Here is a 15,531-nt window from a genome sequence, read left to right as displayed (position 1 = left end):
GGAGACAGCAAGCATGCTCAAGGTCGCCCGACCCACGCCTTCGCATTTCGGAATCTTCGTCACGGACCTGGACCGGATGGTGGCCTTCTACACCGAGACCTTCGACCTCACGATCACCGATCGCGGCGAAGGCCGCACCTTCAGGAACCAGCTGGTGTTCACCAGCGCCAGCCCCGATCAGCATCACCAGCTGGTGCTGGCCTCGGGCCGGCCGGCCGAGGCGAAGTTCAGCACCGTGATGCAGATCTCCTTCGTGGTGCCGAGCATCCAGTACCTGCGCGATATTTCCGCGCGCGCCGAGGCCCGGGGCGCCACCAGCATCCGTGGCCTCAATCACGGCAATGCGCTCTCGGTCTACATGCTCGACCCGGAGGGCAACACGGTGGAGATCTACGTCGACACGCCGTTCTACGTGGCGCAGCCGCACGGCGATCCGCTCGATCTTTCGAAGGACGACGAGACGCTCATGCGCGAGACCGAGGAGGCGTGCCGCAAGGACCCCACCTTCATGCCGCTTGCGCAATGGCAGGCGCAGTTCGAGTCGCGTTCGCCCGCTGCGCCTGCCGCCTGACGCATTCCGTCTTTTCCGCACACCCCTTTCAACCGGAGTTCCCATGAAGCTTTTGTCATTTGTCCATCAAGGCCGCGAAACCTGGGGCGCCGTCGTCGGTGACGGCGTTGTCGATCTCGGCAAGGCGCGGCCCCGGCATGCGGGCCTGGCCGACTACATCGCCTCGGGCGAGTACCTGCAGGCGGCGCAGCACGTCGAAGGCCTGCCGGTGGCGGCGAAGCTGGCCGACATCACCTTCCTGCCGGTGATCCCGTGCTCCGAGAAGATCGTGTGCGCCGTGCGCAACTACATGGACCATCACCAGGAGGTGCTGGCCGCCGGCATGCATCGCGAGCTGTCGGAGCAGCCGCCGATCTTCCTGCGCGTGTGGCGTTCGCAGTGCGCGCACAACCAGCCGATCGTGCGGCCGCACGTGTCGGAATCGCTGGACTGGGAAGGCGAGCTCGCCGTCATCATCGGCAAGGGCGGGCGCAACATTGCGGAGGTCGACGCCTTCGCTCATGTGGCGGGCTACTCTTGCTACAACGACGGCAGCGTTCGCGAGTGGCAGTTCCACGCCAAGCAGATCGCCTCGGGCAAGAACTTCGAATCGACTGGCGGCTTCGGTCCCTGGATGGTGACGGCCGACGAGATCGCGCCCGGCCGCGAGCTCAAGCTCGAGACCCGGCTCAACGGCGAAGTCGTGCAGAGCAGCCACACGGGCCACATGATCTTCAGCATTCCGAAGCTCATCAGCTATGCCTCGACGATCTTCACGCTCACACCCGGCGACGTGATCGCCACCGGCACGCCGGCAGGCGTGGGCTGGAGCAAGAAGCCGCCGCGCTTCATGAAGCCGGGTGACGTGTGCGAGGTCGAGATCGAAGGCATCGGTGTGCTGCGCAACCCGATCGTGCAGCAGGACTGAAGCCCTTCGCCCGGGCCTCGGCACGATAAGCCGCAGCCTTCCTACAAGAACCATCGGAGACAAATTCATGCGGCGCAGACGATTGCTCGTCGCCGCAGGCCTTGCCATGGCCTGCGCGGCACCCCTTGACGGCATGGCCCAGGGCTATCCGGACAAGCCGGTCAAGGTCTACCAGGGCTTTGCGGCCGGCGGCAACGCCGACACCATCGCGCGCGTGGTCGGCGCGGAGATGACGAAGGGGCTGGCGCAGCCCTTCGTGGTCGAGGCGCAGGCCGGGGCAGGGGGCACCATCGCCGCGGCAACGGTGGCGCGTGCCAAGCCCGACGGGTACACGCTGCTGCTGGCCACGGGCGGCCATGCCGTGGCCGGCGCCCTCTACAACAAGCTCGGCTACCAGACGGTGTCGGACTTCCAGATGATTTCCACGATCACCTACTTCCCGTTCCTGCTGGTGGTGCGGGCCGACTCCCCATACCGCGGACTCTCCGAGGTGCTGGCTGCGGCACGTGCAGACGCGCGCAGCGTGTCGTACGGATCGGCGGGCATCGGCTCCACGCACCACCTTGCCGGCGAGCTGCTGGTAAAGACCGCCAAGGCCGAGATGCTGCACATCCCCTATCGCGGAGATGCGGCCGCGGTCACGGCGCTGCTCGGCGGCGAGGTGCCGATGATCATCGCGCCGCCCACGGCCGTCATGGCCAACATCAAGGCCGGCAAGCTGCGGGCGCTGGCCACCACCGGCGCGCAGCGATGGAACCAGATGCCAGAGCTGCCGACCGTGGCCGAGCAAGGCGTGCCCGGCTACGACGTACGCTCCTGGGCCGGCTTCATGGCGCCAGCCGGCACGCCGCGCCCGATCGTCGATCGCCTGCAGGCCGAGACGCTCAAGGCCCTGCAGGCGCCGGGCGTGCGTGCGCGGCTGGAAGAGATGGGCGGCGAAGCGCGCGGCAGCACACCGGAAGAAATGACCACGATGGCGGCCGCCGAGCTGAAGCGGTGGACCGCCGTCGTGAACGACGCACACATTCCCAAGCAATGAGGTCAATTCCATGTCACTGATCGAGATCCGCAAGCGCAGTCTTTCCATCGAAACGATCTACCACGAGGGCGGTCCGCCGGCCGCGACGCCGCTCAGGCTGGCGGCTGCCTGCGCGGTCATCCACAACCCCTACGCGGGACGGTACGAGCCGGACCTGATGCCCTTCATGGCCGAGCTGCGCTCGCTCGGCACGTTGCTTGCCACTGAGTTGGTCGAGGTGCTCGGGCAGGACAAGATCGAGGTCTACAGCAAGGCCGCGATCGTCGGCGTGAACGGAGAGCTGGAGCACGGCGCGGTCTGGCACGAGGCCGGGGGATGGGCCATGCGCAGCATCCTGGGCGAGCCGAAGGCGATCGTCCCCTCGGCCAAGGCGGTGGCCGCCACCGGCTACCGGCTCATGGTGCCGCTGCACTACATCCATGCCGCGTACGTGCGCAGCCACTACAACTCGATGGAGGTGGGCATCCAGGACGCACCGCGCCCGAACGAGATCCTGTTCGCGCTGGTGATGGGCACGGGAGGGCGGGTGCATGCACGCCTGGGCGGGCTCACCAAGGAGCAGGTGGCCGTGCACGACGGGCAGCGGTGATGCACACCATGAAGGCGATCCAGCTCGAGGCCCCCGGCGGCCCGGAGGTTCTGCAACTGGTGGAGCTTCCTCTGCCGCAGCCGCAGGCGGGCGAAGTGCGCGTCAAGGCGATGGCCATCGGCGCCGGCGGCCCCGACGTGCTGATCCGCAACGGCACTTACAAGTGGATGCCGCCCATGCCGGCGATTCCCGGCAACGAGATGGCCGGCGTGGTCGATGCGGTCGGATCCGGCGTCACGGCCCTACGGGTCGGCCAGCGCGTGTTCGTGAGCGCGCGGGAACTGAAGCAGCGCGGCGGCTGCTACGCCGAAGCCATCTGCGTGCCCGAGGCCGCGCCGTTCGTTCTCCCCGATGCGATCCGCTTCGACGATGCCGTCAGTCTTGGAAACTTCCAGCTCGCACTGGCCATGCTGTCGAGCAATGGCAACTCGCCTGCGACCTCCATCCTGATTCCCGGCGCGGCGGGTGGCGTGGCCACGGCACTGGTGCAGGTGGCGCGCGATCGCGGCCTGCATGTGATCGGGACGGCCTCGACACCGCAGAAGAAGGACTTCGCACTGGCCAATGGCGCGCACGAAGTCGTCGAGAGCGATCCTCAGGGACTGACCGAGAAGGTCATGCAGCTTACCGGCGGGCGCGGCGTCGACCTGGCCTTCGACCATCTCGGAGGCGCGCACTTCATCGCCTGCCTGCGCGCCCTGGCGCCGTTCGGAATGGCGGTTTCCTACAACATCGTCACCGGCCCGCCGGCGGGTGATGTGTTCGAGGAGCTTCGCAAGTTGCTGGGCAAGAGCCTGGCGGTACGCACTTTTTCGATTCACTCCATCGACGCCGATGCCGCTCAACGGCGCGGGCTGATGGAGTCGGCCATTGCCCTCATGGCCGCGGGCCGCGTGTGTGCGCCCAAGGCTGCGCTTTTTGCGCTTGAAGACGCGCGCCGCGTGCACGAGTTGCTCGACAGCGGAGGCATGCTGGGCAAGAGCGTGTTGCTCCCTGCGGCAATACGGGGGCGCTGATTCTGGGCAGACTGTTCCTGCGACGGAAGAGCACGACCGAGGTTCATCAATCGCTGGAAGGCGCGCATGAGCACGCCGTCGCGGTGTGTGTGGCGCAGCGAGTTTCGGCGCCCCTGTGCGGTGTGCGGCCCGCCTCGATCTGCGTCAGATCCAGCAGGCCCGTCAACAGCCGATCGGCGTCGAGATCGGCGCGATTAGCCGGGAGGGTTCAAGGAGCTCAGGTATCGCTCCATTTGCGAAGCAGGTTGTGATACGTGCCCACCAGCGTGCGGCGCGCCGATTCATCGGCGCCGCTCTGGTTGAGGCGCTGGATCGCGTTGTCCATGTCGAACAGCAATGCGCGGTCGCCTGCGTCGCGCACGAGGCTCTGCACCCAGAAGAAGCACGCGAGCCGCACGCCGCGCGTGATGGGCGTGACCTGGTGCAGGCTGGTGGCGGGGTAGAGCACCATGTCGCCGGCCGCGAGCTTCACGGTCTGCATGCCGTGCGTGTCTTCCATCTGAAGCTCGCCGCCGTCGTAGCTGTCGGCGTCCGACAGGAAGAGCGTGGCCGACAGGTCGGTGCGCAGCTTGCGGCCGGTGCGCGGGTCGATGCGCACGCCGCCGTCCACGTGCAGGCCGAAGCGCATGCCTTCGCTGTAGCGGTTGAACATCGGCGGGTACAGCAGGTTGGGCAGCGCCGCGCTGATGAAGGTCGGATGGCGTTCGAGTGCGCTCGCCACGATGGCCTGGCATTCGTGCGCCACCGCCGAGCCTTCGTCGATCTGCTGGTTGAACTTGACCGGCGCGCCCTGGTGTCCCGCGGTGACGCGGCCGTCGACCCAGGCGTCTCCGGCCGCATCGAGGCGCGCGCGAACTGCCGCGAGCGCTTCGCGGTCGAGGACGCCGGGAATGCAGACCAGCATGCTGTGTCGAATGCTCCTGGGGAAACTCAGAGCCGGTAGGTGAGCGACAGCGTGGCGGCGCGGCCCGAGCCCGGCACCGCACGGCCGCCGTCCGATGGGATCAGCGCGTCGTAGTAATGGCGGTTGGCCAGGTTGAACAGGTTCAGCCGGATGTCGTACTTGGGCTGATGGTAAGCCACCATCGCGTCCAGCCGCGCATAGCCGCCGACCTGCACGAGGTCGGTGTTGTTGGCGAAGCGCCTGGCGCTGTAGGTGGTGCCGCCGCCGATCTCCCACTCGGGCGTGATCGCATAGGTGGCCCACAGGCTGGCCGCGTCCTTAGGCGTGTTGGCGGGCACCTTGCCGAGCGTGCCGGGCGCGATGCCGTCGATGATGGTCGCGTCCAGGTGCGTGTAGGCGCCGAACAGCTGCAGCTTGTCGGTCACGCGGCCCGCGACGCCGGCACGTGCGCCGTTCACGCGTATCGTGCCGGTCGCGCTGTAGGTGCCGTCGCTGTTCTGCGAGCGTGCATTGGTCTGCGTGATCTGGAACGCGGCTGCGGTCAGCGAGAGGTTGCCGTCGTTCAGGTCCCACTTGCCGCCGACTTCATAGGCCTTGTTCTTCTGCGGCGGCAGCGGCTGCGTGCTGCCCGTTGTGGCCACCAGCTGCTCGAGCGAGGGGTTGAACGAGGTGCTGTACGACACGTAGTACGACTGCTCGGGCGTCGGCTGCCAGATGGCGCCGGCGCGCACGCTGGTGAAGTCGACGGTCTGGCTTTCGGAGGCGAGCGTGGTCGCGGTCGGAATGCTGTTGTAGATGCTCGCGCGGTAGTGGTCTTGCCGCACTCCGGCCACCAGCTTCCACTGCGGGCTCAGCTCGATGGTGTCGTTCACGTAGCCCGCGACGGTCGTCGCGCTGGCGGTGGCCAGGTTGCCGGGCAGCGAGGGCGCGGTGCTCGGCGTGTTGCCCTGGTACGGCGCGAGCAGCGGCGAGCAGGTGGCATAGCCACTGGTGCCGCCAGCCGGGTTCAGCGCCACGCCCGCGCAGGTGCCGTTGCGGTAGTAGGCCTGGTTGTCGTAGGTGTCGTGGCCCAACTCCAGGCCGGCGAGCAGCGTGTGCTTGATCGAGCCGGTGGTGAACTTGGTGTTGAGCTCGGTGAGGTTGAACAGCGACTTGTCGTGGATCGTGCGGTCATGGCTTTGCTGGCGCACCCACAGGCTGCTCAGCGGCAGCGACGAGAACGCGGCGGCCGGCACGGCCGTGGTGCCGGTGGAGAAGGGCGTGAACACGCCCTTGGCCGACAGCGTGCCGATGCTCTGCGGCGCGGTCTCGCGCGCATCGGTGGTCACGTTGTTGTACTGCGTCTGGTTGCGGATCGAGGTGTCGGGCGTGAGCTTGTGCTGCACCACCGCGCTGAAGGCCTGGATGTCGGAGATCGTGCGGTCGTCGCTGAAGCCGTAGGCCGTGTCGCGGTCGACCTTCACGGGGTGGCCGTTGAGCGGCGGCACGCCGTAGTCGGGCTGGTCGCGGTTGTGCTGCACCAGCGCCGAGAGCGTGACCTGCGTCGGCGTGTTGATGCCGAACTTCAGCGAGGCGTCGAGGCCGAAGTCTTTCAGCTTGGTCTGCTCGCGCGTGCTGGCGTCGCCCTGCTGGCCCATGGCCGCGATGCGGAAGGCCGAGGTGTCGGACAGCGGGTGGTTGATGTCGATGGTCGAGCGCACGAGCCCCGTGGTGCTCGCCGACACCGAGACCTCGCCCGCGGGCGTGAGCGACGGTTTCTTCGTGACCTGGTTGATCACGCCACCGGTGGAGCCGCGGCCGAACAGCATCGACGACGGGCCCATCAGCACCTCGACCGATTCGAGCGCGAAGGTGTCGCGGTAGTACTGGGCGCGGTCACGCGCGCCGTCCAGGTAGATGTCGGTGCGCGCCGAGAAGCCGTTGAGGTTGATGTTCGTGCCGATCTGCCCGCCCTCGGCACCGCCGATGGTCAGGCCCGGCACGTTGCGCAGCGCGCTTGCGAGCGAGGTCGCGCCCTGGGACTGCATCACGGCCTGGTTGATGACGGTGACTGACTGCGGCGCATCGCGCAGGTCGGCTGGCAGGCGGTTGAGCGAAGACGGGTTGGCGCCGAAGCCGGTCTTGTCCTGTGCGCCCTGAACCTGCACTTCGCGCAGCGTGGCGGGGACGGAGGTGCCGGGGGCAGGCGCAGGCGCGGGCGCAGCGGAGGGCGAGGAAGCCGCGGGCTGAGTGGCTTGCTGGGCGAATGCGGTGGGGAGGGACGAAGCGCACAGGCCGATCAGGGCGAGTGCGATGGGCGTGCGGTGACGCATCGGGCGAGTGGAGCGGGTCATCGTGAGTGCCTTGGAGACGATGCAAACGAAAGCAGCATCGGCCGGCATTCTGGCTGCGAATGACTCTTGTTTGAAGCATTCCTCGCCGGGTGTTTGGCCGAGGAGACAGCCTCCTGTCTTTACGTGCGAGGTCAGGTGGAAGGCAGGTTTCTCTGGCTGCCATGGTTGCGTGAAATCAACGCCGGGCCTCGCGCCCGTTCTTTTTTGTAACGGCCCTGCGGCACACTGTCGGGCCGTAGATGTCCCGCAAACAGCTTCTTTTTCGATGACGACCTCCACCACCTCGCTCCAGATTTCCGCAGAACACGTGCGTAGCGCGATCCGCGCTGCCACCACCGGCCTCGTCGGCCGCGAGCAACTGGCGGAGCTGATCGTGCTCGCTGCCGTGGCACAGGAGCATCTGCTCGTGGTTGGCCCACCCGGCACCGCGAAGAGCGCGGTGGTACGGCGCGTGGCACAGAGCCTGGGTGGCCGCTATTTCGAATACCTGCTGGGCCGTTTCACCGAACCGTCCGAACTGTTCGGTCCGGTCGATCTGAACAAGCTGCGCGCCGGCACCGTCGAAACCGACGTGAGCGGCATGCTGCCCGAGGCAGACGTCGCCTTCCTCGACGAGGTGTTCCTTGGCTCCACCGCCATCCTCAACACGCTGCTGGGCGTACTCAACGAGCGGCGCTTCCGGCGCGGCCACACGCAGCTGCATTGCCCACTGCGCGTATGCGTAGGCGCGGCCAATGCGCTGCCCGACGACGAAGGGCTCGCCGCCTTCGGCGATCGCTTTCTGCTGCACGTATTCATCGAGCCGCTGCCCGATCACCAGCTCGAAGCGATGCTGAGCGGCGGCTGGCGGTCGGACCACGCGCCCGTGGCCACCGGCGGCGCGCTGGCCGACCTCGACGTGCTGTGCCAGCAGCTCAGGCAGGTCGACCTGGGCGGCGTGCAGCCGGCGCTGGCCAATGCCATCCGCAAGCTGAGGCAGTCGGGCGTGCAACTGTCGGACCGGCGCATCGTCAAGTCGCAGCGCCTGCTGGCTGCGGCTGCCGTGCTGGCGGGCCGGCTCGAAACCACAGAGGCCGATCTCTGGCCATTGCTCTACGTGCTGCCAACGCAGGAGGCGCAACAGAGCGCGCGCGACGTGTTGCGCGACGCATTCGCCAACGCCACGCACCCTCATTTGCTGAGCGCGGTGGAAGAAGCCACGTTGCAGCCCATGTCGCGCGCCGTGCGGCTGGCCGAGACCGCACGCGCCTGCCTTGCGGCGGAGCCCGCGTCGGCACGCACCCAAGCCGAGAGCGTGCTGCGCGAGATCGACGCCAACTTCAGTAGCGAACTGCTGCCGGAATCCCTGACCGCGTTGCGCACACAGCTCGTCGACCGTCTGGCTGCCGCCGCATGAGCGGTGGTGCCGTGAAGCCGCTCGAATGGCGTTGGCGCCCGCGAGCCGAGCCCTTGCCTGCGCAAGCAGCGGTGGCATGGGGTGCAGCCGCGCGCGGATTGCATGAACGGCTGCTGCAACTCCCGCAGGAACAACAGGTCGGCCTGTCCGCCATGGCCGCACGCGACCTTCTTGTGGTGACAGGCGAGGCTGATGCTCTGCCCTGGGTCGATGGCATCGCCTACGCGGGCCCGACTCCCGAGGCCCCTGGCTTGTGGCTGCCCACGGTCGAAGCGCCCGACCTGCCCCTGGACCTGATCGCGCGGAGCCTGCAGCGCGAGCACCCGAAGCGCCAGCCCTTGCTGCTGTGGCCCCGGCCGGCGTTCGTGCTGCCGCTCGACCGGCTGCTGCCGCTGTCGGTCGAATTGCTCGCGCGCATCGACACGCACTGGAGCGGCGCCCGCGCATGAGCACGACCACCGAACTTCCCGATGCCCTGAAGCCATGGAGCCCCTGGCTCGCCTGGTTCGCGCCCGAGATGGCTGCCGAGCTCGGTGCACTGGTGCAGCGCATGCAGCCGCTGCTGGGCCGCTTCCGTGGCCAGACGCGCGGCGGCGTACCCGAGCCCGACGGGCTCGACGACCTGCGCCGCCGCGGCCCCTACGAGCGCTTGCTTGCTACCGAGTGGTTGCTGGCCGACGAACTGCCCGACGAGTTTTTGCGTCGTGCCGCCTCCAGCGAGCACCTGTTCCTGGCGCCGCGCCCGCGGGCACGCGAGGCCGAGAAGAGCATCGTCGCGATCTTCGATGCCGGGCCGCGGCAGTTCGGTGCGCCGCGGCTCGGGCAGCTCGCGCTCTGGATCCTGCTGGCAAGGCGCGCGGAGCAGATCGGCGGCGTGTTCCAGTGGGGCGTGCTCCAGTTGCCGGGCGGCCTCGATGGCGCGGACGATGTTCGGCAACTGCGCTCGCTGCTCAAGGCGCGCGACTTCGACGTCGGCACCTCCGCGCACGTGAGCGCCTGGCGCGAGGTGCTGGCCGAAATGGAGCACGCACCGGGGGAAAGCTGGCTTGTTGGCTCGGCATCGGCGGAGCAAGCCGTGGATGAGCGCTGGACCAGCCACCGCGTGTGCCTGCAGCGCGCAGTGCTGGGCGACGTGCTCGATGTGTCGCTGAGCGACCGTGGCGGGCTGCGGCGTGCGCAACTGCCGCTGCCGTCAGCGAAGGTCGGCGTGCCTCTGCTGCGTGGCGAGTTCACGCAGAGGGCACCGGACACGTTGCACCGGCGTCATAGCGGCCGCATTTCGCTGCAGCGGCCACCGATCATTTCCCCGTCTGGCACGCACGTGGCGGTGCAACTGCTCGACGAACCCGGCCTGCTGGTGTTCGTCGTGCCAGGTGCGAAGCAGCGCAAGGCGGCCAAGCCCAAGTACCAGTACTGGGGACAGGCGCTCGTGCCGCTGGCGGTCATGCTCCTGGGCAAGCGCACGGGGGCGTTGCTGAGCCATGAACGCTCGATGTATTTCTGGCAGGTGCCCGGGCTCGGCAACTTCGCCGCGCCCGACGCCGAGGAGTTTCGCGCGCCGCCGGGGCTGGCAGTCTGGCTGCCCTCCGCATGGCTGCACGACAGGCAGCACCAGCGCGTCTGCATGATCGACCGAGACAGCAAGCTCGTGATCTGGAACATGACGCCGGGTGTCAGGCCGGACCCCGAGGCCGGCGCGCCGACGTTGGTCGAGAGCAAGGTCGTCGGCATGCTGCAGTGGTCGGAACTCGGCGTGGTCTACGCAGCCGTCCATGACAACCAACTGGTGCTGCGGCGCTTGGGTGCGACAGACGGGCCGGAGTCGGTCCGGGTGATCTGCACCCCTGTCGCCGAAACGCGGGTGCTCTTTGCCAACGGCTGGCAGTGGCGAAGCGGCTTGGGCGGCATGGCCCTGCGCGTCGCGACTGAGCCCCACGACGTCTGGCGCATCCATCAACCCGATCCGGCATTCGTCGGCGGACAGCACGGCCGGTACCCACAGAAGTGGAAGACCTTCGAGATCCGCGCTCCGCGCGCCCTGGCGCTGATCGACGACAGCACGCACGGCCGTTACGCGCTGCTGAGCCTTTCGCCGTCGCTCGACGGGCTGGACCTGCATGCGCAGAACGGAACCGAAACCATCTACAAGGCGCCCGAGCGCATCGAGAAGATCAGCGTGTGCCCCTGCACGGGCCTGGCCGTCATGCTGACCGTGCACAAGAAAATCATCGTCTACGCGGTGCCCCAGCGGGCCCTGCGTGCGGTGCTGCATGGCGAAGGAGCGAGCGATGCCAGCGCAGCCTGAGTTCCTCGCGATGCCTGCTGCACAGGTGCGCCATCCTTTGCTCAAGGGACGGCAGCCGGTGGCAGGGCTCTGGTTTCCGTCGGACTGGTTCGACGAGGCCGCGCGTGCCCACCGCATCGTCGACGCATGGCGCGCAGGCGCGCAGGCGTTCCGCTTCGCCGAAGGGGATCTGCTGCGTTTCGCGGTCCCGGTTTCGCTCGACTGCGATCACGCCACAGGCTGGCCGTTGCGTCGGGAAGGGCAGGCGCTCTGCTCCGCCGAACTCGATCTTGCCGAGCGCACCGGGTTGCCGCCGGCCGACGTCTGGCTCGTGAACGGCGGCGAGGTTCTGGCTTTGCGGATTGCGCAGGCCGAGCCGCTCGATCCGTCACTGTGGCTGGCCCTCGGCCCGGCCCTGTTCGATACCTTCGACTGCCGCGAAACCTTGCCCGAACCCGTTGTGCTCGATGCCGACGGGCACACGCTGCGCGAGGTGCTCGGTGACGCCGTGCCGCCGGCCAGTGCGGCACAGGCCGAGTTCCTCAAGGCCATGACCGAGCGTGCGCAACGGGAGAAGGTCTTGAAGCAGGTCAATGCCGGGCCGGGTGCCACCCCCGGCAGCAGCCGTCGCGACGGTGGAATGGGCATGTCGATGCGCACGGTGGCGTGGCTGGCCGGCATTGCGGCGGCGTTGTTTTTCGCGCGTGCGTTGTTCAACGCGCTGGAAAGCCCGTCGACCCCGGCGGGGGCGCAGACCAGGGCCCATGCGGCGACCTCGCAGGTCGATACGTCTTCGCTGTGGGTGTCGTTGATCGTGTTCGGGCTGGCGTTGTTGCTGGCGTGGTGGGGACTTCGCAAGAACGCCGGCGACGCGGCACGCGCACCCAGTCGCACCAAGCCGCGCCCGGGTGCTCGGTCGCCGAAATCGCTCAAGCAGCGCGGTACCGCGCAGCCGGGCCGTTCACGCTGGCGCGACTGGATGGCCCGTCTCGCGATCACGTCGCGTCTGTCGCGTCTGCTGGGCCGCCAGCAGGCCGCGTACCTGAGCCGCATGCTGAAGATGTTCGACGACGGCGACCTCGAACAGGCACTGCGCCACGCGATTCCGCTGGGCGGCGATGCGCAGTCGCTCGGGCAGGCCTTCGGCACGCCGGGGCCGCGCAACGACCTGTCGCTGAGCGGTTCGCTGGGGCAGAACTCCAGCATCAGCCTCGGCAACGACTTCGAGGCCCATCTGCGCCAGCTCTATCGAAAGACCTACGAGAAACTGGATCGCGAAGGTCGCATCGACGAGGCCGTGTTCGTACTGGCCGAGTTGCTGCAGGCGCGCCAGGAGGCCCTTGACTACCTCGAGAAGCACCAGCGCCATGCGCAGGCCGCCGAACTCGCGCTGGCCTGGGACTGGCCGCCCGCCGTCATCGTGCGCCTGCTGTGCTTGGCCGGCGACTGGCGCCGAGCTCTGGCCGTGGCGCGGCGCGACAACGCATTTGCCAGCGCCGTGCTGCAGATGCAGGAACGATGGCCCGACGCGGCCAACCGCCTGCGCGAGGAGTGGGGCCAGGCGCTGGCGCAGCAGGGCGAGTGGCTGAAAGCGGTTGACGCCGTATGGCCGGTGGCCGCATTGCGCGAGCAGGCCGCCGCCTGGCTGCTGGCCGCGGAGGCCGCGGGCGGACAGCTTGCGGCTCGTGCGTTGGTGCAGCGCGCACTGCTGCTGCCAGACACCCTGCAAGCCTGCGCGGCGCGACTGCGGTCACTGCGTGACGATCCGTCGCTGCACGGCGAACGTGCGGCGCTCGCTGTAGCGCTGAATGCGGCATCGGGACACACCGACGCCTCGCGCGGATTGGTGGCCGTGCTGATGCCCGCGTTGCTGGCCGATCAGTCTCAGGGGCTGGGCCGACTGGACAAGAAAGCGCTGCAGTCGCTGATGCGGCTGAATGCCGACACGCTGCTGCAGGCCGATCTTCCGGGTGGCGAGCTACCCGGCATCGAGGCCAAACCGCTCGCAAAGCAATCGACGATGCTGACGTTCGAGGCGCCTGCTGCGGGCGTGCATGCGGTACTCGATGCCGTGCTGCTGGACGAAGGCCGCTACCTCATCGCAACCGGCGAGGCCGGTGCGGTCATGACCGATAACACAGGCCGCGTGCTGGCGCGCTTTGCTGTGCCAGCGTACCGGCTGGTCGTGGCACACAGCGGACAGCTCGCGCTGGCGTTGGCGCAGCGCGACGGCCTGTGGCGCGTGAGCCGGATCGACCTCGTGCAGCGGCAGGTCAGCGACCTTGGGTTGAGCGAAATCGACCATTTCGCCGGCGAGTTCGACGGCATTGGCTGGACAGTGGCGCGCGGGCGGCGTATCCAGGTCATCGACACGGGCAGATCCCTGCAGGACGTGCTCTGGCAGGTGAGCGACCTGCCGGGCGTGGTGACGGATCTGTTGGTCACGCGTGAGGTGGAGCAGTTCGTTGTTGACGATGAAAGCCTGGGGCCATGCCTTTGGCGCTATCAGTGTCCGCAGCGTCGCCTGTTGAGCCGTGAGCCTCTGGCGATCTCGGCCAGGGAGTTGTCGCGGCGGCTGCTGCATCCGCAATCGATTCCGCTGAGCTTGAGCGGCGAGTACGTAGAAGACGGGCGCTTTGAATTGAACTGGTTGGGGCTGGGCGGGATGAACGGCCGTGTTCGTTTCTCGACTACGGACGCCAGCGAGTTGCAGTCGTGGATTGACCGCGACTGGCTGGTGTTGCGGCCGCCCGACGCTCCGCGCGACGTGCTGCTGTATCAACTGCGTGGCGGGAGCGTGGGGGCGTCGGTTGCTTGGCCTCTCGACGCGGCGGTGCACGCCCGTCCCGTCACCAATGGCTGGCTACTCTTCGACGATCAGGGCCGCGTGCTGCACCTCGATATCGAGCGCAGCACGACGGTGGGCTTCGCCATCCGCTGACCTACTTCCAGGGCGTAGGCGCCGGAATCTCGCACACCGGCTCCACGTCGATGCTCTTGAAGTCCGCCGGCGAGACGATTTCCAGGTACTCCATGTCGGGCGAATAGTCGAACAGGAAGTGCCGGATGCCCGGGCGCTGGTGCACAACGTCGCCGGCCTCGACCAGCGTTTCCTTGTCTTCGTACATGAAGCGGGCCCAGCCCTTGACCATGATCACGATCTGGAAGTCCGCCTCGTGGCGGTGCCAGCCGGTGCCCGCTTCCGGTGCCATGTTGGCCTTGACCAGATGCGCGATCACCTTGCCGTTGGTGGCCTCGGCGATGCCAAGGTCGCGATAGAGAAAAAAGTCACGCAAACCACCCGATACGAACTCTGTGTCGCCGGGCTTCACGTGGGAGAACTGGGTGGCGGTACGGTCCAGCATGGGGCGCTCCTTCGCAGGTGGTTGTGTGGTGCGGTGCAGCACGCATAAAGCGTTCCCGGGCCGTAGCGGCTGCGCGCGATTCAGCGGCTGGCAAAACCGTCGGTCGCGCGCAGCAGCCGGTCGAGGATGCCGGGCTCCGAGTAGGCATGCCCCGCGCCCTCGATCAGATGGAACTCCGCCTCGGGCCAGGCCTTGTGCAGCGCCCATGCGTAGCGCGCGGGGCAGGGCATGTCGTAGCGGCCGTGCACGATCACCCCGGGAATGCCGTGCAGCCGGTGCGCGTCGCGCAGCAACTGGCCCTCTTCGAGCCAGGCGTCGTGCACGAAGTAGTGGTTTTCCAGCCGTGCGAAGGCCAGCGCGAAATGATCTTCGCCATGCGCTTCGGCAATCGCCGGGCTCGGCAGCAGGGTGATGGTCTCGGCCTCCCACACGCTCCAGGCGCGCGCCGCCTCGATGCGTGCCACCGGGTCGTCGCCGGTGAGTCGCTTGCGGTAGGCCGCGATCATGTCGCCGCGCTCGGCCTCGGGAATGGGAGCCTGGAACTTCTCCCACTTGTCGGGGAACATCTCCGACACGCCGAACTGGTAGTACCACCGGAGTTCTGCCCGGGTCACGGTATAGATGCCGCGCAGCACCAGTTCGCTCACGCGTTCGGGATGCTTCTGGGTGTAGGCGAGGGCGAGCGTCGAACCCCACGAGCCGCCGAACACCAGCCACTTGTCGACGCCCGCGCGCTCGCGCAGACGCTCGATGTCGGCGACCAGATGCCATGTGGTGTTGGCCTCCAGGCCGGCGTGCGGCAGCGAGCGGCCGCAGCCGCGCTGGTCGAACAGCATCAGGTCGTAGCGTGCCGGGTCGAACAGCCGCCGGTGTTCGGGCGAGATGCCGCCGCCAGGGCCGCCATGCAGGAACACTGCGGGCTTGGCGCCGGGCGTGCCCGCGCGCTCGTAGTAGATCTGGTGGCCGTCGCCCACGTCGAGCATGCCGCTTTCGTACGGTTCGATCGGGGGATATGGTTGGCGCAGTTCGGTCATTGGAGGGGCCTTTGCCTGTCGATGATTCAGGATGAATGGTCGCACGAAGGGGCTTTTGGGAAGCGCCGCTTGACGGGCCTGCAGGCCTTCCAG

13 protein-coding genes are annotated in these 15,531 nt (G+C 67.9%); 9 read left to right on the top strand and 4 right to left on the bottom strand.

Annotation, left to right across the window (positions count from 1 at the left end):
• Positions 1-13 precede the first annotated feature (13 nt).
• The 5 genes from BLV60_RS04515 (at position 14) to BLV60_RS04495 (ending at position 4,122) form a co-directional block, all read left to right on the top strand.
• Complete coding sequence (locus BLV60_RS04515; protein ID WP_093050640.1) at positions 14-571, top strand: VOC family protein; 558 nt, start codon at positions 14-16, stop codon at positions 569-571.
• A 43-nt stretch (positions 572-614) separates the two neighbouring features.
• Positions 615-1,478 carry a fumarylacetoacetate hydrolase family protein gene (locus BLV60_RS04510; RefSeq protein ID WP_093050637.1) on the top strand — a complete coding sequence of 288 codons (864 nt, stop codon included), beginning with the start codon at positions 615-617 and terminating at the stop codon, positions 1,476-1,478.
• Between the two features lie 67 nt (positions 1,479-1,545).
• Positions 1,546-2,517 carry a tripartite tricarboxylate transporter substrate binding protein gene (locus BLV60_RS04505; RefSeq protein WP_256328854.1) on the top strand — a complete coding sequence of 324 codons (972 nt, stop codon included), beginning with the start codon at positions 1,546-1,548 and terminating at the stop codon, positions 2,515-2,517.
• 10 nt (positions 2,518-2,527) lie between these two features.
• On the top strand, positions 2,528-3,106 hold the full coding sequence (locus tag BLV60_RS04500) for an amino acid synthesis family protein (RefSeq protein ID WP_093050634.1): 579 nt from the start codon (positions 2,528-2,530) through the stop codon (positions 3,104-3,106).
• A complete protein-coding gene (locus tag BLV60_RS04495) occupies positions 3,106-4,122 on the top strand; it encodes a zinc-dependent alcohol dehydrogenase family protein (RefSeq protein WP_093050631.1) in 1,017 nt (338 codons plus the stop codon). Before BLV60_RS04500 ends, BLV60_RS04495 begins: the two co-directional genes overlap by 1 nt.
• 217 nt (positions 4,123-4,339) lie before the next feature.
• On the opposite strand, the gene BLV60_RS04490 is transcribed toward BLV60_RS04495, so the two are convergent.
• Positions 4,340-5,026, bottom strand: a complete 687-nt coding sequence (locus BLV60_RS04490; protein ID WP_093050628.1) for a Fe2+-dependent dioxygenase — start codon at positions 5,024-5,026, stop codon at positions 4,340-4,342.
• Positions 5,027-5,052: 26 nt separating this feature from the next.
• Positions 5,053-7,359, bottom strand: coding sequence for a TonB-dependent receptor (locus BLV60_RS04485; protein ID WP_093051790.1), 2,307 nt, complete (start codon positions 7,357-7,359; stop codon positions 5,053-5,055).
• A 265-nt stretch (positions 7,360-7,624) separates the two neighbouring features.
• On the opposite strand from BLV60_RS04485, the gene BLV60_RS04480 reads away from it, so the two are divergent.
• Genes BLV60_RS04480 through BLV60_RS04465 form a run of 4 tightly spaced genes read left to right on the top strand, consistent with a single transcriptional unit; the run spans position 7,625 to position 13,980 of the window.
• Positions 7,625-8,755: an AAA family ATPase gene (locus BLV60_RS04480; protein WP_093050625.1), complete on the top strand. Its 1,131-nt coding sequence runs from the start codon at positions 7,625-7,627 to the stop codon at positions 8,753-8,755.
• Positions 8,752-9,204, top strand: coding sequence for a bpX5 domain-containing protein (locus BLV60_RS04475; protein WP_093050622.1), 453 nt, complete (start codon positions 8,752-8,754; stop codon positions 9,202-9,204). The genes BLV60_RS04480 and BLV60_RS04475 overlap by 4 nt, the downstream gene beginning before the upstream one ends.
• On the top strand, positions 9,201-11,060 hold the full coding sequence (locus BLV60_RS04470; protein ID WP_093050619.1) for a hypothetical protein: 1,860 nt from the start codon (positions 9,201-9,203) through the stop codon (positions 11,058-11,060). The genes BLV60_RS04475 and BLV60_RS04470 overlap by 4 nt, the downstream gene beginning before the upstream one ends.
• On the top strand, positions 11,044-13,980 hold the full coding sequence (locus BLV60_RS04465) for a bpX6 domain-containing protein (protein ID WP_093050616.1): 2,937 nt from the start codon (positions 11,044-11,046) through the stop codon (positions 13,978-13,980). Before BLV60_RS04470 ends, BLV60_RS04465 begins: the two co-directional genes overlap by 17 nt.
• Before the next feature lies 1 nt (position 13,981).
• Here BLV60_RS04465 and BLV60_RS04460 read toward each other — a convergent pair whose 3' ends face one another.
• Together BLV60_RS04460 and pip are read right to left on the bottom strand one after the other, a co-directional pair.
• Positions 13,982-14,404 carry a cupin domain-containing protein gene (locus tag BLV60_RS04460; RefSeq protein WP_093050613.1) on the bottom strand — a complete coding sequence of 141 codons (423 nt, stop codon included), beginning with the start codon at positions 14,402-14,404 and terminating at the stop codon, positions 13,982-13,984.
• Between the two features lie 80 nt (positions 14,405-14,484).
• Positions 14,485-15,438 carry a prolyl aminopeptidase gene (pip, locus tag BLV60_RS04455; protein WP_093050610.1) on the bottom strand — a complete coding sequence of 318 codons (954 nt, stop codon included), beginning with the start codon at positions 15,436-15,438 and terminating at the stop codon, positions 14,485-14,487.
• Between the last annotated feature and the right edge of the window lie 93 nt (positions 15,439-15,531).

It is taken from the genome of Variovorax sp. YR634 (assembly GCF_900106655.1).
GTDB lineage: Bacteria > Pseudomonadota > Gammaproteobacteria > Burkholderiales > Burkholderiaceae_C > Variovorax.
The sequence above is the reverse complement of the archived record's forward strand: the minus strand, read 5'-3'. Positions and strand labels throughout refer to the sequence as shown.